The sequence below is a fragment of the Spirillospora sp. NPDC052269 genome (assembly GCF_040679435.1).
In the GTDB taxonomy this organism is placed as follows: Bacteria; Actinomycetota; Actinomycetes; order Streptosporangiales; family Streptosporangiaceae; genus Spirillospora.
On the sequence record NZ_JBFAUU010000025.1, the window covers coordinates 1 to 14,795 of the forward strand.

Sequence of the window (14,795 nt, forward strand, 5' to 3'; positions counted from 1 at the left end):
TCGGTCAACTCATGACGACGAATCACACCCGCCATCACACCCCGACACCCTGATCAACCTCAGCCAAACACCAAGATCCAACGGACACGCCCTAGACCGCCGTGGCCGGCGGGGCCGCGATGACCTCGACCTCGAGCAGGGCGTCCGGGTGGAAGAGCCGGGACACCTCGACGGTCGTGCTGGTCGGCGGCTCCTTGGTGAAGTAGCGGCCGCGGACCTCGCCGTACTCGCGGAGCCGGGACAGGTCGGTCGCGAACGTCCGGATGTTGACCACGTCAGCGAAGGTCGCGCCGTGCGCGGCGAGCAGCCGCTCGATGATCGACATGATCACCTCGGACTGCCGGGTCATGTCGCCGGGACGGTCGATCTCGCCGTCCTCGCCGAACGCGACCTGCCCGGACAGGAACAGCAGCGGCCCGGACGTCACGTGCGCGACGTGCGAGTAGTGGCCGTTGGTCGCCGGGACGGTGGGCGGGTTGTCGATCGTGACGCGCATCAGGAGTCCCCCTCGCCGGGGACGAGCACGGTGATGTCGGCGCCGCCCAGGCCGCGGGCGACCGCGTCGGCGGTGTGGGTGCGGGCGGCGGTCAGGACGGGGGAGTCCGGGCCGAGGATCTCCAGCGCGAGGGCGAGGTCCTTGTCGGCGAGCCCGGCGGTGAAGGTGACCGGCGCGTCCGGGCGGCGGACGCGGGTCCGCTCGGCCTGGGGGAGCGTGATGCCGAGCAGTTCGAGCGCGGTCTCCCGGTCGACCCCGAGCCGCGTGGCCAGGTCCACGGCCTCGGCGACGGCGCCGAACGCGGCGACGAGCCCGCTGTTCACGACCAGCTTCGCCGCCGCGCCCCGGCCGGACGGCCCGACATGCCGGACGGTTCCGAGGACGCCGAGCACCTTCGCGGCCCGGTCGACGTCGGCGTCCGTCCCGCCCGCGACGATCACCAGCTCGCCGGCCTCGACGTGCGGGATGCTGCCCAGCACCGGCGCGTCGAGCAGCGAGACCCCGTCCGGCAGGCGTTCGCGCAGCTCACGGACGGCGTCCGGGCCGATCGTGGACATCTCGACGACGAGCGTCCCGGGAGCGATCCCCGCGCTGAGCAGGACGTCGTGGACGGCCCGGGCGTCGGTGAGCATGGTGATCACGAGGTCGTGTCCGGCGACGGCCTCGGCGGGCGTGGCGGCGAGCGCCGCGCCGCGTTCGACCAGCGGCGCGGCGCGCTCGGGGGTGCGGTTCCAGACGGTCAGTTCGTGGCCGGCGGCGAGCAGTCGTCCGGCCATCGCGGCGCCCATGCGCCCGAGACCCAGAAAGGCGATATGTGTCATAACGCGAATGACGTTAGGCGCCGCCCAGCCATACCACCAGCGAAGATCTCACATGCCAGCCATGCGTGACGCGCATGGCTCAGTGCAGGGCGAACACGATGCCCATCACGCCGAGCAGGACGGTCACGCCGGTCAGCAGCAGGACGGACGCGGGATCGGCGACCGGGCGGCCCTCGCGCAGGCGCCGTCCGCGCCGCCGCCGCTTCCGGCGCGTCCGGTGGACGTGCAGCGCGGCCAGCCCGAACACGGCGACGGCCGCGAGTGCCGCGCCCAGGTCGTTCGGAGCGAGCCGGACGCACAGCAGCCCGGCTCCCATGAACGCCACGGTCGTCCGCGTCCAGGCGAGGGAGGTGCGCTCAGGCTGGGCTCCCGGGTCCCAGAGGGTGCCCGGCGCCTCGCGGGGCTCGGAGGACGCGCGGCGGGAGACGCCCAGGCCGATCATCGGGTGGCGAGGAGGGCCACCAGGACGACGACGGCCGCGGCGGCGAGCCCGTAGGACATCAGGGGCGCGAGGACCAGGGGCGGGAGCGTCTCGTCCCGGCGCAGCGCGCGCTCGGTGCGCAACCAGCGGCGGAACGCCATCGCCGCGACCAGCGCGCCGACCGCCGCGAACGCCGCGGCGAGGCCCTCCCGGAGCGGGGTACTGAGCAGATGCCCGCTGAGCGCGAGCCCGACGCCGCTCGCGATCAGCGCGAGCGCGGTGCGGATCCAGGCCAGGAACGTGCGCTCGTTGGCGAGGGTGAACCGGGGGTCCGGGTCGCGGCCCTCGGCGAGCAGGCGATCGGTCCAGCGGGACGGCTGGTCGGGGGTGTCCTGGACGCTCATCGGCCGCTCACTTCGCCTCTTTCGAACCGGGAAATTCACATATTACGTCCGGGAAGGAGGCAAGAATTCCGACTCGATATACGGGAAAAGTGCCGAAGTGGCGCGCGCCACAGAAGCGGCAAAGCCCACCCGGTCCCAGGTCAGGCCGGGCTGGGAAGACAGCGAAAACCCCGCCGGGAATGGCTTTCCGGCGGGGTTCGGTGCGTTCTCAGGACGGATCGGCCGCGAAACGGCGGGCCGAGACGTCCTCCTGCGCGAGGCGGTGCAGCGCGGTGAGGACCTGCTCGTAGATCACGGTCGAGGCGAGCATCGCGTGGACGGTCAGGGTGCGCGGGTTGTCGAGCGCGACCCGGTTGATCTCGTGCTCGGCGACCGAGGTCGCGGCGGTGACGTAGGGGCGCAGGTCGGTGAGGGTGACCGGGAAGCCGAGGCGGCGCAGCGCCACGAAGGTCTGCGCGAGCAGCGCGCGGGCGGGGGCGCGGTCGCCGACCTCCCAGCCGAGCTCGCGGACGAGCATGTCGACGTCCTCGCGGGCGGCCCTCCAGTGCGGGTCGTTCGGCGGGACGATGTGCGGGCCGAGCGCGTACTGGGTGGTGCCGAACAGCTCGTGCAGGCCGACCGAGTCGTCCTCCATGGACGCGACGATCTTCTTGATGGACGCGACGGGCAGGTCGCCCACCTCGCGCAGCGCCCGGATCAGCCGCAGCCGTTCCAGGTGCCGCTGGTCGTACTCGGCGCGGGTGACCGTGGTGGAGGAGCCCTTCGGCATCAGGCCCTCGCGGATGTAGAACTTGATCGTCTGAACGGTCAGCCCGCTGCGGTCGCTGAGTTCGGAGATCTGCACCCGTCCACGCCCCTCGCCTTGATGCCTGCCGAGTCTGGATATCGTCACTATCCAGCAGGAGGGGCATTGAATACCGGCACTATCCAACAAACGTCGGCGCCGTCCCGGCCTGCTGGGACGGCACAAGCTGACAAACCTCGCTTATCGCCGCCCGCTTCGCGCCCTTCGCGCTGCTGCGATCATGGACGGTCACCCGGCCGCAGAGAGGACCGACCATGACCGCCGACGACCGCGTGGCCCCGCCGACCGCCGGGGCCGAGCGCGACACGCTGCGCGCCTACCTCGACTACCACCGCGCGACCTTGGCCATGAAGTGCGAGGGCCTCTCCGACGAGGAGCTCCTGCGGACCTCGATGCCGCCTTCGACGCTGTCCCTGCTCGGGCTCGTCCGGCATATGGCCGAGGTGGAGCGCGCCTGGTTCCACCGGGTCTTCGAGGACGCGGACGCGCCCATGGTGTGGTCCGACGAGCTCTTCGACTTCCAGGCGGCCTACGACACGAGCGCCGCCACCGGCGCCGAGGCGTTCAGGGCCTGGCGGGACGAGGTGGAGACCTCGCGCCGCATCGAGCGCGAGGCCGAATCCCTGGACGTGACCGGCTACCAGCCACGCTGGGACAAGAAGGTCGCCCTGCGCATGGTGATGGTGCACGTCCTGCTGGAGTACGCCCGCCACAACGGCCACGCCGACTTCCTCCGCGAGGGCGTCGACGGCGTTGTAGGGGCCTGACCTCGGCGAACGCAGCGCCGCCTGACACGCGAAAACGCTGGGCCCTCATCGGAGGGCCCGGCGTTTTCACGAGGGAGGTCAGACCCCGGAGATCTGGGGGATCTTGGGGGATCCGGGGGCGTCGTCAGTTGGTGGTGCGGCGCATGGCGTCGGTGATCTTCTCGGCGGCGCCGGTGACGGGGGCGGCGTGGAGGCGTCCGGGGGTGCGGGTCAGGCGCTCCAGGGGGCCGGAGACGGAGACGGCGGCGATCACCCGGCCGCCCGCACCGCGGATCGGGGCGGAGACGGACCCGACGCCCTGCTCGCGCTCGCCGATGCTCTGCGCCCAGCCGCGCCGCCGGACCTGGGCCAGCGTCGTGGCCTCGAACTTCGCGCCGCGCAGGCCGCGGTGCAGGCGGTCCGGCTCCTCCCAGGCGAGCAGGATCTGCGCGGCGGAACCCGCGGTCATCGGGAGGGCCGCGCCGACCGGGATCGTGTCGCGCAGGCCGCTGGAGCGTTCCGCCGCGGCCACGCAGACCCGGACGTCGCCCTGGCGGCGGAACAGCGAGGCGCTCTCGCCGGTCATGTCGCGCAGCTGGGCCAGGACGGGCTGGGCGATCGCGAGCAGCCTGTCCTCACCGGCCGCGACGGCCAGCTCGGCGAGCCTTGGCCCGAGGATGAACCGGCCTTGGGTGTCCCGGTGGACGAGCCGGTGGTGCTCCAGCGCGACGGCGAGCCGGTGGGCGGTGGGCCGCGCCAGACCGGTGGTCTGGACGAGCTGGGCGAGGGAGGCCGGCCCGGCTTCCAGGGCGTTCAGCACGAGTACCGCTTTGTCGAGAACGCCGACTCCGCTAGAGTTGTCCATGTCTTGATATTGCCGTCTCGCGATGTGAGATGCAAGTCGGGGCGAAACAAGGTCGCCGGGCGCATGGGCGCGTCCGGCAGGACGACAGGTGAGGTGGAGCGATGGGCCGCACATTGGCCGAGAAGGTGTACGACGCGCATGTCGTGCGACGCGTCGAGGGCGAACCGGATCTGCTCTACATCGACCTCCACCTCATCCATGAGGTCACCAGCCCGCAGGCGTTCGACGGCCTGCGGATGGCGGGCCGTCCCGTCCGGCGCCCGGACCTGACGATCGCGACCGAGGACCACAACGTCCCGACGACCGACCTGCTCGCGCCGATCGCCGACCCGGTCTCCCGGACGCAGGTGGAGACGCTGCGGAAGAACTGCGCCGAGTTCGGCGTCCGGCTGCACCCGATGGGCGACGACGGGCAGGGCATCGTCCACGTCATCGGCCCGCAGCTCGGCCTGACCCAGCCCGGCATGACGGTCGTGTGCGGCGACTCGCACACCTCCACGCACGGCGCGTTCGGCGCCCTCGCCCACGGCATCGGGACGAGCGAGGTCGAGCACGTCCTCGCGACGCAGACGCTGCCGCAGGTCAAGCCCAGGATGATGGCCGTCACCGTGAACGGCTCCCTGCCGGACGGCGTGACCTCCAAGGACCTGATCCTCGCGATCATCGCCCGCATCGGCACCGGCGGCGGACAGGGCCACATCATCGAGTACCGCGGCCAGGCGATCCGCGAGCTGTCGATGGAAGGCCGGATGACGGTCTGCAACATGTCCATCGAGGCGGGCGCCCGCGCCGGGATGATTGCCCCGGACGAGACCACCTTCGCGTACCTGAAGGGCCGTCCGCACGCGCCCGAGGGCGAGGCGTGGGACGAGGCCGTGGAGTACTGGACGTCCCTGCGCACCGACGACGACGCCGTGTTCGACAAGGAGGTCGTCATCGACGCCTCCGAGCTGACCCCGTTCGTCACCTGGGGCACCAACCCCGGCCAGGGCCTCCCGCTGGGCGATTCCGTGCCGGACCCGGCGGCCGTCGCCGACCCGGTCGAGCGCCAGGCCGCCGAGCGCGCCCTCCAGTACATGGGCCTGACCGCCGGGACGCCCCTGCGCGACATCGCGGTGGACACCGTCTTCGTCGGCTCCTGCACCAACGGCCGCATCGAGGACCTGCGCGCCGTCGCGGGCGTCCTCTCCGGCCGGAAGGTCGCGGACGGCGTCCGGATGCTGGTCGTCCCCGGCTCGATGGAGGTCAAGAAGCAGGCCGAGGCCGAGGGCCTGAACGAGGTGATCACGGCCGCCGGAGCCGAGTGGCGTGAGGCGGGCTGCTCGATGTGCCTGGCGATGAACCCCGACAAGCTCACCCCCGGCGAGCGCAGCGCGTCCACGTCCAACCGCAACTTCGAGGGACGCCAGGGACCCGGCGGCCGCACCCACCTGGTGAGCCCCGCCGTCGCCGCCGCCACCGCCGTCACCGGCCGCCTGTCCGCGCCCGCCGACCTGTAAGGAAGCCGAGAACCATGGAGAAGTTCGTCACGCACACCGGGCGCGCGGTCCCGCTGCGCCGCAGCAACGTCGACACCGACCAGATCATCCCGGCGGTCTGGCTCAAGCAGGTCAGCCGCACCGGATTCGACCAGGGCCTGTTCTCGGCCTGGCGCGAGGACCCCGACTTCGTGCTGAACAAGCCCGAGTACGACGGCGCGTCCGTGCTGGTCGCCGGGCCGGACTTCGGCACCGGGTCGTCCCGCGAGCACGCCGTCTGGGCCCTCCAGCAGTACGGGTTCCGGGTCGTGATCGCGCCGCGGTTCGGCGACATCTTCCGGAACAACTCCACGAAGATGGGCCTGCTGCCGGTCGTCCTGCCCGCCGAGACCGTCGAGGCGATCCAGGCCCGCGCCGAGCGGGACCCGAAGGCCGAGATCGTCGTCGACCTGGAGAAGCGCGAGGTCAGGGCCGGGGACGTCGTCGCGTCCTTCGAGATCGACGACTACACCCGCTGGCGGCTCATGGAGGGCCTGGACGACATCGGCCTGACCCTGCGCCACGCCGAAGCGATCACCGAATTCGAGAAGGAGCGGCCGTCGCTGCTCCCGACCACCAGTTGACCATCTCCTGACGTTTCACCGCTGACCTGCGGCGTCGCCTCCTGGCGGCACCCCGCGCGCACGAGCCCGCCCCCGCACCGACGAGAATTCGTTGTGTGCGGGGCAGGCCGGACGTGTTCGCGAAGGGGGCCGAGCGTGGCAGGAAGCCCGCGATGAGCGGCGATCCGTGGGACGGACCCGCCTGGGACGACCCGGAGCTGACCCGGCTCGCCGAGCGCCTCCGGGAGGCGCACAGGCGGGTCGCACCCCTGCCCGCGGACGACCGCCGGCGGCTCATCCGGCAACTCCTGGCGATCACCGATCTCGCCAAACGTGACGCTGACCTGGCCGCCCGCAGGCTGGACGCCTTCCTTTCCGGACGTGCCGCCGATTTCTCGTCTTCCCCGGAAGCCCGCTAGCGTTCGCCGTGGCCGGATCTGGTCCGGCGCCCGCGTGAGACGGGGGCGAGACCGACCAAAACGCCTGCGACACGGGAACTCTCGCGTTCAGGTGATTGTGTCGGTGCCATGGCTCCCTTAGTTTCGTTCGGGCAAGGGGGGAACTAGAGGAGTAACCCATGAACAAGCGTGAGCTGGTCGACGCCATCGCTGAGCAGATGGGCAGCAACAAGAAGGACGCCGCTGAGGCCGTCGACGCGATCCTGGAGGTGATCCAGACCACGGTCGCCAAGGGCGACAAGGTCGCGATCACCGGGTTCGGTTCGTTCGAGAAGGCCGACCGGCCTGCCCGCACGGCTCGGAACCCCGCCACGGGTAAGACCATTCAGGTTCCCGCGACGTCCGTGCCGAAGTTCAAGGCCGGTGCCGATTTCAAGAACCTGGTGGCCGGCAAGAAGTAGGCGCCAACCGCGTGCGACGACGCCCGGTTCCCGCTCTCGCGGGGCCGGGCGTCGATGCGTGTGGGACCGTTCCATTCCCGTGGACGCCGGGAACCGGGCGCCATTTCGCCGGGACGCCGGGAATCAGGGCAGCGGGAACGTGGAGAGGGTGATCGCGGTGACCAGGCCGGTCGGCGTGACCGCCAGGTTCACCCGCTGGCCGAGGCGCAGCAGCCGCAGGCCGCCCGCGTCGAACGCCTCGGCGCCGAAGTCCACTTCGGACCCGTCGTCCAGCAGGACGCTGCCGGAACGGGTCTCGGGGTCGAACACGCGCACCGTCGCCTGCATGGCCCCGACCCTACTGTCCCGGGTCCGGGGTGTCCGGCTAGCGGCCGGTCACGGGCTCGGGCAGCAGCGCCGCCACGGCCGCCGTGCGGGGCCCGACGCCCAGCCGCAGCGCGGCCCGCAGGTCGGCGGGCGTGTCCACGTCGCGCCGGACGCTGTCGATGCCCGGGAGCAGCAGCTCGCGGGCGCCCCGGGCACGGTGCGCGGCGCGCGAGTCGCCGCCGAACGCCGGGGCGAACGGCACGCCGGGACGGGCCGTGTAGAGCGTGGTGCCGATGCGGGCCGCGTCCGGGACGAACGCCTCGGCGGCCTCGGACGCCGCGTCCAGTGCCCGGCCGAGCTCGGCCGGACGGAGGGCGGGGAGGTCCGCGGAAAGGGCGCCGACGCCCGTGTCCGGGTGGAGCTCGCGGCCTCGTCCGGCGCCGTGGACCAGGGCCGGGTTGAGGCCGGCGTCCGGTTCGTCCGGGACGACGGTCGCGCCCAGCGAGGCGAGTTCGGCGGCGGGCAGCGGGTCGTCGGTGACGACGATCACAGCGCGGACGCGGTCGCAGGCGAGCGCCGCCGCGACCGTGTCGCCCGCCACCGCGAGCGCCAGCGCCTCGCGGTGACGGCCCGCGCCGTCCGACATCCGGGTCTTCGCCCTGGCCAGCACCTTGACCGGGACGATCAGGGTCCAGCCGGCGCGGGGCACGGCACGTTCTGCTGTAGACATGGCCATTCGACTTTATGCGCTCGCAACCGCGACACTTGAGGACACCCCGCGTTCATCCCGGCGCGGGTTTGGCACGAGGAGGGACGGGCATGGGGCACCGTTATTCGCCCGGCTGGCGCAAGCTGACCATCGTCATCCTTCGCCCGATGCTGTTCGGGCTGCTCAAGAGGGACTGGCGGGGCCGGGGGAACGTGCCGGGGGAGGGCGGCGTGATCATCGCCGCCAACCACATCTCCGAGTCCGACCCGCTCGCGCTGGCGCACTTCGTGTACGAGTCCGGCCGCTACCCGGTGTACCTGGCCAAGTCGACCCTCTTCGACGTCCCGATCGTCCGGACCGTCTTCCGCGGGACCGGCCAGATCCCGGTCTACCGCGACCGCTCCGACGCCTCTCGCGCCCTGCGGGACGCCGAGGAGGCCCTCCGCGACGGCGAGTGCCTGATGTTCTACCCCGAGGGCAGCTGCACCCGTGACCCCGAGCTGTGGCCGATGACCGGGCAGACCGGCGTGGCGCGGATGGCGCTGAAGACCGGCGCGAAGGTCGTCCCGGTGGCGAACTGGGGCGCGCACGAGCTGCTCCCGTACAAGAAGGGCGAGCCGACCGGGCTGCGCGGACGGCTGAAGAAGGGCTTCCACCCGTTCCCCCGCAAGACCATGCACGTGATCGCCGGGCCGCCGGTGGACCTGTCGAGGTACGAGGGCGAGGAGCTCTCCAAGGAGACCCTGCACGCCGCGACCGAGGACATCATGCGCCAGATCGCCGACCTGCTCGGCGAGCTGCGCGGCGAGGAGCCCCCGGCCGAGCTCTACGACCACCACAAGGTCCAGGAGGAGCGCCGCCGCGCCGCCGAGGCCGCGTCCGCCCAGGTCGAGGCCGAGCAGGGGGAGGGCAAGTGACGTTGCGCTGTGCCGTGCTCGGGGCCGGCTCGTGGGGGACCGTCGTCGCCAAGCTGATGTGCGACGCCGGGAGCGAGGTGACGCTCTGGGGGCGCCGTCCGGAGATCGTCGACGCGATCAACGAGCGGCACGAGAACCCGGACTACCTGCCCGGCATCCCCCTTCCCCGGGACCTGCGCGCCACCACCGACGTCGCCGAGGCGCTCGCCGGGGCGGACGTGATCGGGATCGCGGTCCCCGCGCAGACGCTGCGCGCCAACCTCGCCTCCTGGGTCCCGCTCCTGCCGCCGGACGCGCTGCTGGTCAGCCTGATGAAGGGCATCGAGCTCGGCACCGCGGAGCGGATGAGCGAGGTGATCGCGGAGGTCGCGGGCGTGCCGCCGGAGCGGGTCGCGGTGTTCTCCGGCCCGAACCTGGCCCGCGAGCTGGCCGTCGGCGAGCCCGGCGCGGCCGTCGCCGCCTGCCTGGACATGGCGGGCGCCGAAAGGCTCCAGGCCGCGACGATGACCCCGTACTTCCGCACCTACACCTCCACCGACGTGATCGGCGTGGAGCTGGGCGGCGCGGTCAAGAACGTGATCGCGCTGTGCGTCGGGATGGCGGTCGGGCTCGGCTTCGGCGACAACACCAAGGCCGTCCTGATGACCCGCGGCCTCGCCGAGATCGCCCGGCTGGGCGCGTCGCTCGGCGCGGACGAGCACACCTTCGCGGGCCTCGCCGGGATGGGCGACCTGGTCGCGTCCTGCTCCTCGCCGCTGTCCCGGAACCGGACGTTCGGCGAGAACCTGGGCCGCGGCATGACGCCCGAGCAGGTCATCGCGGTCACCAAGCAGACCGCCGAGGGCGTCAAGTCGTCCAAGGCGGTGCTGGACCTGGCGCGCCGGAACCACGTGGAGATGCCGATCACCGAGGAGGTGGTCGCGGTCGTCCACGAGGGCAAGCCGGTCAAGGAGGCGGGCCTCGCGCTGATCACCCGGTCACCGAAACCCGAGCGCTACGGCGTGACGCCCAAGCAGGACGGATACCGTCCGTGACACACTGAGGGCGATGCGTAGTCCCTCAGAAGTCCGGCAGGGTGAGAACACCCGCGCCGCGCACCTGCCGCAACCGGCCGTCCCGCACCAGACCCCGGTCGGCGCGCCCGTGTGGCGCACGGCCGCCTTCGCCTACGCGGGCGCGGCCGAGCACGCCGAACTCGCCGCGTCGGAGAACGTCGCCGGCCCGGTCGACAACCCGTCGGCGCTGGCGTTCGCGTCCGGCATCGCCGCGCTGGAAGGCGCGGGCCTGGACGGTCCGGTCGTCGCCGAGGCGTTCCCGACGGGGGCGGCGGCCGTGACGGGCGTCCTGCTGGCCTGTGCGACGTCCGATGTCCACGTCGTGGCGCCCGCCGGGGTGCACGGGCCGGTGCGATCCGTGCTGACCGGGCTGCTCGCTCGTTTCGGCGTGGAGACGACGTTCGCCGAGCCGTCCGAAGTGGCGGCGGCGATGCGTCCGACGACGCGCCTCGTGTGGGCCGAGACACTGTCGGACCCCGAACTCGGGGTCGCCGACCTGCCCGAACTCGCCGAGATCGCGCACGCGCACGGGGCGCTGCTCGCGGTCGACTCGTCCCGGACGACGCCGGTGGTGTGCCGTCCGCTGGAGCACGGCGCCGATCTCGTGGTGCACGACGCGTCCGGGGGGCTCGGCGGGCACGGCGACGCGTCCGGCGGCGTGGTGGTCGGCGGGGCGCACGTGATGACGGTGGTCCGGCGCGTCCGGGTGGAGACCGGCGCGTCGCTCGCCCCGGACGACGCGTTCCTGCTCCGGCGCGGCCTGGAGACGCTGCCCCTGCGCGTCCGGCGGCAGTGCGACACGGCGAGCGTGTTCTCCGCCGCGCTCGCCAAGCACCCGGCCGTCCGGTCGGTGTCCTACCCGGGGCTGCCGGAGCATCCGGGACATGAGGCCGCGCGCCGCCTGTTCGACTCCGGGCCGGAGGGCACGCGGTTCGGGGGAGTGGTGACGGTCACTCCGCACGGCGGTCTCGCCGCCGGCCAGGCGCTGGTGGACGCGGTCCGGCTGGCGCTGGTCGCGGGCGCGGACGGCGGCGTCCGGACGACCGTCGCGCACGCCGCGACCGGCACGCCCGGCGCCGATCCGGCCGCGGTCCGGTTCACCGTCGGCCTGGAGGACGCCGCCGACCTCGTCCGCGACGTCGGCAGGGCCCTCGACACGGTCGCCCGCGTGACCGGCCGGGAGACCGGCGCGGTACGGGACCGGTTCGCCGGGGTGCCGGACGGGGCCGTCCCGGTGCAGGACCGTCCCGCCGAGGCGTAGGTCCGGCCTGCTGGGGGTGTGGGTTCGGTGGGGGCGTCGGGGCGGGTGGCCAGGTGGTCGGAACGATCACGGGACGGACGGCCGGAACGATCACGGGCGTGGCCGATACCGCCTGATCACCGGTAGGGTCGGGCACCATGTCCCAGGTTTCACGCAAGGTCCGGGTGGCGGTGGTGTTCGGCGGGCGGAGTTCCGAGCACGCCATCTCCGCCATCACCGCAGGCGCGGTGATGGCCGCGATCGACCGCGACCGCTACGAGGTCGTCCCGGTCGGCATCGCCCGCGACGGCAGGTGGGTCCTGCCTCCGGCGGATCTCGACCTGGCGATCACCGAGGGCCGGCTGCCCGAGGTGGGCACCGAGGGCAGCGCGCTCGCGCTCCCGTTCGACCCCGAGACGCGCGGCTTCCTGGTCGTCGAGCCGGGCGAGGTTCCGCGCGCGCTCGGCGAGGTCGACGTCGTCCTGCCGCTGCTGCACGGCCCCTACGGCGAGGACGGCACGCTCCAGGGCCTGCTCGAGCTGGCGGGCGTCCGGTATGTCGGCGCGGGCGTGCTGGCGAGCGCGGTCGGGCAGGACAAGGGCTTCATGAAGCTGGTCTGGCAGGCGCAGGGCCTGCCGGTCGGCCCGTACGTGACGATGACCGACCGCGAGTGGCGGCGCGAGCGCAAGCGCAAGCTGGACGAGATCGCCGAGTTGGGGCTGCCGGTGTTCGTCAAGCCCGCGCGCGCGGGGTCCAGCATGGGCATCACCCGGGTGACCGACGAGGCCGACCTCGAGGCGGCGATCGAGACCGCCCGCGAGCACGACCCGAAGGTGATCGTCGAGGCCGCGATCGAGGGCCGCGAGATCGAGTGCGGCGTCCTGCAGGGCGTCGGCGACGCCCCGCCCGAGGCCAGCGTGCCCGCCGAGGTCCTGATGGCGAACCAGCACGACTTCTACGACTTCGAGACCAAGTACCTGGACGGCTCGACGTCCCTGGCCATCCCGCCGGACATGCCCGCCGAGGCGATCGACGAGGTCCGCGGCATCGCCGTCCGCGCCTTCGAGGCGCTCGACTGCGAGGGCCTGGCCCGCGTCGACTTCTTCCAGACGACCGACGGCCGCTGGGTCCTCAACGAGATCAACACCATGCCCGGCTTCACCCCGACGTCGGCGTTCCCGCAGATGTGGGCCGCGTCCGGGGTGGACTACCCGTCCCTGGTCGACCGGCTCATCCAGACCGCGCTGGGCCGCGAGGTCGGCCTCCGCTAGCGGCGGCGGCCGTCAGGCGTACGCGAGCCAGGCGCGCTTCTTCAGGTCGGTGAGGCCGGAGGCGAGCGCGCCCTGGTCGGAGAACGTCCAGAGGGTGTCGCCGACGACCATCGCGCGTTGCACCTGGTCCTGCTTGATGAAACCGGCGGGACGGATGCCCTTGGCGTCGATGGTCAGCGCGACCACGCCGTCGGGAGGTGAGTAGGTTCCGATCGGCTGGGTCGGGATCACCGCGAGGCCGGTCGCGGGCCAGTAGAGGAACGCGTGCGGGTCCAGGCTGGTGAGGGGGAGCCGGCTCTTCTCGGTGTGGGACGCGATGCGGCGCGGCGGGGTGGAGCCGTCGAACTCCGAGACGAGCGTTCCGGTCGGGATTCCGCGTCCGGTGACGTTCTCGCCGATGCCGATGAGGTGGCCGTCCGGGGTGGGGTGCAGGTAGGACGAGAAGCCGTTGATCTTGAGTTCGCCCAGTTCGCGGGGGTGCGCCGGGTCGCCGAGGTCGAGCTCGTAGAGCGGGTCGACCTGGCGGAAGGTGACGGCGTAGGCGATGCGTCCGAGGTAGCGGACGGCGTAGAGCCGCTCGTTCCGGCCCAGGCCGTCGAGTTGGCCGACCTGGATGAGGCGGTCGCCCTTCCGGGTGAGGATATGGATGCCGCTGACCTTGTTCGTCGTGGTCGCGACACGCAGGACGCCCTGGTACTCCGACAGCGCGTACTGGTTGAGCAGGGTGCCGGGGACGGCCCCGGACGCGACCCAGCGGGGCCGTCCCGTTCCGCCGACGTCGAAGCGGTGGATACGTGTCTCGGGCCGGTCAGTGAACGTGGAGCCCGCCACGTACAGGGTCTGCCCGTTGCCGTAGACCGTCTGGCCGTCCCCGACGATGCTGACCGGTTGCGGATCGGCGAAGCCCTGCGCGGGGTTGATGGTCAGCATGCTGAGCAGGCCGCCGCCGTTCGGCGTGGACGGGCGTTTCACCTGGTCGCACGGTTCCCGGAACTGCCTGGTGGGCGTGCCGGGGGCGGTGACGGTGGTGTTGGGAAGCCAGTCGTCCAGGCTCGTGCGCGGCGATGGGCCACCGGTGGGATCCAGGGTGGGGTTCTCGGGCGTCTCCAGGGGACGGAACACGCGGGGCGTCGCGCGGACGACGAGCCGGATCGTCCCGCCGGTCTGCCGGGCGTCCACGTAGGAGCCGTTCACGGTCATCGTCCCGATCTCTTTCGGGCTCCCGGACAAGTCGACGAGCGTGAGGATCGTCCGGACGAGGGGGACGACCGGCGTCGTGTCCGGCATGCCGCGCGGACGGACCACGCCGGGCGGCGGCATGAGGGTGCGGGACGAGATCACCAGTGCGCGGTCGCCGCTGAGCAGCAGCTGAGTGCCGAGCACTCCGTACGGGCCGGGTTCGGCCGCGGCCAGGGCCAGTTGTGCCGTGAGCTTCCGGCTCGCGGGGTCGATGATCTCCAGGTCGTTCCGGGTGAGCGCGACGATGCGGCGTCCGTCCGTCTTCACGGTGTCGGGTTCGTCCGCGTCCGCCTCGTAGGCGTTGGTGCCAGAATGCGCGGGCGCGGCTCTGGTGGAGTCCGCCGTTTCGCCCGGAACGTTGTCCCTGCCTTGCCCCAGCCACTGCGGGGTGTTGGGGTTGGGCTCCTGCGGAACGGGTTGGAGCACCTCGTGCAGCAGCGTGTCGCACGAGGTGTAGGCGACCAGCCGCAGCGGCGGGACCTCCATCGGGACGCTCCGGATGCGCTCCTCAGAGGAGGAGCAGGCCGTCAGGGCGAGCGTCGCGGCCATGAGCGCGGAGCC

At 72.4% G+C, this 14,795-nt stretch carries 18 protein-coding genes; 9 read left to right on the forward strand and 9 right to left on the reverse strand.

Annotation, left to right across the window (positions count from 1 at the left end; genetic code table 11):
* Positions 1-91 precede the first annotated feature (91 nt).
* The 5 genes from AB0L06_RS38380 to AB0L06_RS38400 all read right to left on the reverse strand — a co-directional run bounded on the left by AB0L06_RS38380 (position 92) and on the right by AB0L06_RS38400 (position 2,986).
* Positions 92-496 (reverse strand): RidA family protein, encoded by a 405-nt coding sequence (locus tag AB0L06_RS38380; protein ID WP_500236135.1) that lies wholly within the window; start codon positions 494-496, stop codon positions 92-94.
* Positions 496-1,317: an NAD(P)-dependent oxidoreductase gene (locus tag AB0L06_RS38385; protein WP_500236136.1), complete on the reverse strand. Its 822-nt coding sequence runs from the start codon at positions 1,315-1,317 to the stop codon at positions 496-498. Before AB0L06_RS38385 ends, AB0L06_RS38380 begins: the two co-directional genes overlap by 1 nt.
* Before the next feature lie 79 nt (positions 1,318-1,396).
* Positions 1,397-1,759 (reverse strand): DUF202 domain-containing protein, encoded by a 363-nt coding sequence (locus AB0L06_RS38390; protein ID WP_500236137.1) that lies wholly within the window; start codon positions 1,757-1,759, stop codon positions 1,397-1,399.
* Positions 1,756-2,142 carry a YidH family protein gene (locus AB0L06_RS38395; protein ID WP_500236138.1) on the reverse strand — a complete coding sequence of 129 codons (387 nt, stop codon included), beginning with the start codon at positions 2,140-2,142 and terminating at the stop codon, positions 1,756-1,758. Before AB0L06_RS38395 ends, AB0L06_RS38390 begins: the two co-directional genes overlap by 4 nt.
* A 208-nt stretch (positions 2,143-2,350) precedes the next feature.
* The gene (locus tag AB0L06_RS38400; protein WP_500236139.1) at positions 2,351-2,986 is read right to left on the reverse strand and encodes a MerR family transcriptional regulator; all 636 of its coding nucleotides are present in this window, start codon (positions 2,984-2,986) and stop codon (positions 2,351-2,353) included.
* A gap of 215 nt (positions 2,987-3,201) precedes the next feature.
* On the opposite strand from AB0L06_RS38400, the gene AB0L06_RS38405 reads away from it, so the two are divergent.
* Complete coding sequence (locus tag AB0L06_RS38405; RefSeq protein ID WP_500236140.1) at positions 3,202-3,714, forward strand: DinB family protein; 513 nt, start codon at positions 3,202-3,204, stop codon at positions 3,712-3,714.
* Between the two features lie 124 nt (positions 3,715-3,838).
* Here AB0L06_RS38405 and AB0L06_RS38410 read toward each other — a convergent pair whose 3' ends face one another.
* Positions 3,839-4,558 (reverse strand): IclR family transcriptional regulator, encoded by a 720-nt coding sequence (locus AB0L06_RS38410; RefSeq protein WP_500236141.1) that lies wholly within the window; start codon positions 4,556-4,558, stop codon positions 3,839-3,841.
* 101 nt (positions 4,559-4,659) lie between these two features.
* Here AB0L06_RS38410 and leuC point away from each other — a divergent pair, with 101 nt between their 5' ends.
* From leuC to AB0L06_RS38430, 4 genes are all read left to right on the forward strand, one after another.
* A complete protein-coding gene (gene leuC, locus AB0L06_RS38415) occupies positions 4,660-6,057 on the forward strand; it encodes a 3-isopropylmalate dehydratase large subunit (RefSeq protein WP_500236142.1) in 1,398 nt (465 codons plus the stop codon).
* Positions 6,058-6,071: 14 nt separating this feature from the next.
* Entirely contained in the window at positions 6,072-6,659 is a 588-nt protein-coding gene (gene leuD, locus AB0L06_RS38420; RefSeq protein WP_500236143.1) for a 3-isopropylmalate dehydratase small subunit, read from the forward strand.
* A 152-nt stretch (positions 6,660-6,811) separates the two neighbouring features.
* Entirely contained in the window at positions 6,812-7,057 is a 246-nt protein-coding gene (locus tag AB0L06_RS38425) for an SCO5555 family protein (protein ID WP_026414685.1), read from the forward strand.
* A gap of 158 nt (positions 7,058-7,215) precedes the next feature.
* Complete coding sequence (locus tag AB0L06_RS38430; RefSeq protein ID WP_500236144.1) at positions 7,216-7,497, forward strand: HU family DNA-binding protein; 282 nt, start codon at positions 7,216-7,218, stop codon at positions 7,495-7,497.
* 123 nt (positions 7,498-7,620) lie between these two features.
* Here AB0L06_RS38430 and AB0L06_RS38435 read toward each other — a convergent pair whose 3' ends face one another.
* Together AB0L06_RS38435 and cofC are read right to left on the reverse strand one after the other, a co-directional pair.
* The gene (locus AB0L06_RS38435) at positions 7,621-7,824 is read right to left on the reverse strand and encodes a cold-shock protein (RefSeq protein ID WP_500236145.1); all 204 of its coding nucleotides are present in this window, start codon (positions 7,822-7,824) and stop codon (positions 7,621-7,623) included.
* A gap of 37 nt (positions 7,825-7,861) precedes the next feature.
* A complete protein-coding gene (cofC, locus tag AB0L06_RS38440; protein ID WP_500236146.1) occupies positions 7,862-8,533 on the reverse strand; it encodes a 2-phospho-L-lactate guanylyltransferase in 672 nt (223 codons plus the stop codon).
* Between the two features lie 89 nt (positions 8,534-8,622).
* Here cofC and AB0L06_RS38445 point away from each other — a divergent pair, with 89 nt between their 5' ends.
* From AB0L06_RS38445 to AB0L06_RS38460, 4 genes are all read left to right on the forward strand, one after another.
* Positions 8,623-9,429 carry a lysophospholipid acyltransferase family protein gene (locus tag AB0L06_RS38445; protein WP_500236147.1) on the forward strand — a complete coding sequence of 269 codons (807 nt, stop codon included), beginning with the start codon at positions 8,623-8,625 and terminating at the stop codon, positions 9,427-9,429.
* A complete protein-coding gene (locus AB0L06_RS38450; RefSeq protein WP_500236148.1) occupies positions 9,426-10,463 on the forward strand; it encodes an NAD(P)H-dependent glycerol-3-phosphate dehydrogenase in 1,038 nt (345 codons plus the stop codon). The genes AB0L06_RS38445 and AB0L06_RS38450 overlap by 4 nt, the downstream gene beginning before the upstream one ends.
* A gap of 13 nt (positions 10,464-10,476) precedes the next feature.
* Complete coding sequence (locus tag AB0L06_RS38455) at positions 10,477-11,745, forward strand: trans-sulfuration enzyme family protein (protein ID WP_500236149.1); 1,269 nt, start codon at positions 10,477-10,479, stop codon at positions 11,743-11,745.
* A 137-nt stretch (positions 11,746-11,882) separates the two neighbouring features.
* Positions 11,883-12,995, forward strand: coding sequence for a D-alanine--D-alanine ligase family protein (locus AB0L06_RS38460; protein ID WP_500236150.1), 1,113 nt, complete (start codon positions 11,883-11,885; stop codon positions 12,993-12,995).
* A 12-nt stretch (positions 12,996-13,007) separates the two neighbouring features.
* Here the strand turns inward: AB0L06_RS38460 and AB0L06_RS38465 are convergent, their stop codons facing one another.
* Positions 13,008-14,783: a beta-propeller domain-containing protein gene (locus AB0L06_RS38465; RefSeq protein ID WP_500236151.1), complete on the reverse strand. Its 1,776-nt coding sequence runs from the start codon at positions 14,781-14,783 to the stop codon at positions 13,008-13,010.
* Between the last annotated feature and the right edge of the window lie 12 nt (positions 14,784-14,795).

Excerpts from the sequence above, each read along its gene's own strand:
- AB0L06_RS38380 (WP_500236135.1), bottom strand. The coding sequence starts at position 496 with ATGCGCGTCACGATCGACAACCCGCCCACCGTCCCGGCGACCAACGGC.
- AB0L06_RS38460 (WP_500236150.1), top strand. The coding sequence starts at position 11,883 with ATGTCCCAGGTTTCACGCAAGGTCCGGGTGGCGGTGGTGTTCGGCGGG.
- AB0L06_RS38390 (WP_500236137.1), bottom strand. The coding sequence starts at position 1,759 with ATGATCGGCCTGGGCGTCTCCCGCCGCGCGTCCTCCGAGCCCCGCGAG.
- leuD (WP_500236143.1), top strand. The coding sequence starts at position 6,072 with ATGGAGAAGTTCGTCACGCACACCGGGCGCGCGGTCCCGCTGCGCCGC.
- AB0L06_RS38445 (WP_500236147.1), top strand. The coding sequence starts at position 8,623 with ATGGGGCACCGTTATTCGCCCGGCTGGCGCAAGCTGACCATCGTCATC.
- AB0L06_RS38435 (WP_500236145.1), bottom strand. The coding sequence starts at position 7,824 with ATGCAGGCGACGGTGCGCGTGTTCGACCCCGAGACCCGTTCCGGCAGC.
- AB0L06_RS38425 (WP_026414685.1), top strand. The coding sequence starts at position 6,812 with ATGAGCGGCGATCCGTGGGACGGACCCGCCTGGGACGACCCGGAGCTG.
- AB0L06_RS38430 (WP_500236144.1), top strand. The coding sequence starts at position 7,216 with ATGAACAAGCGTGAGCTGGTCGACGCCATCGCTGAGCAGATGGGCAGC.
- AB0L06_RS38405 (WP_500236140.1), top strand. The coding sequence starts at position 3,202 with ATGACCGCCGACGACCGCGTGGCCCCGCCGACCGCCGGGGCCGAGCGC.
- AB0L06_RS38395 (WP_500236138.1), bottom strand. The coding sequence starts at position 2,142 with ATGAGCGTCCAGGACACCCCCGACCAGCCGTCCCGCTGGACCGATCGC.
- AB0L06_RS38455 (WP_500236149.1), top strand. The coding sequence starts at position 10,477 with ATGCGTAGTCCCTCAGAAGTCCGGCAGGGTGAGAACACCCGCGCCGCG.
- AB0L06_RS38410 (WP_500236141.1), bottom strand. The coding sequence starts at position 4,558 with ATGGACAACTCTAGCGGAGTCGGCGTTCTCGACAAAGCGGTACTCGTG.
- AB0L06_RS38385 (WP_500236136.1), bottom strand. The coding sequence starts at position 1,317 with ATGACACATATCGCCTTTCTGGGTCTCGGGCGCATGGGCGCCGCGATG.
- leuC (WP_500236142.1), top strand. The coding sequence starts at position 4,660 with ATGGGCCGCACATTGGCCGAGAAGGTGTACGACGCGCATGTCGTGCGA.
- AB0L06_RS38465 (WP_500236151.1), bottom strand. The coding sequence starts at position 14,783 with ATGGCCGCGACGCTCGCCCTGACGGCCTGCTCCTCCTCTGAGGAGCGC.
- cofC (WP_500236146.1), bottom strand. The coding sequence starts at position 8,533 with ATGTCTACAGCAGAACGTGCCGTGCCCCGCGCCGGCTGGACCCTGATC.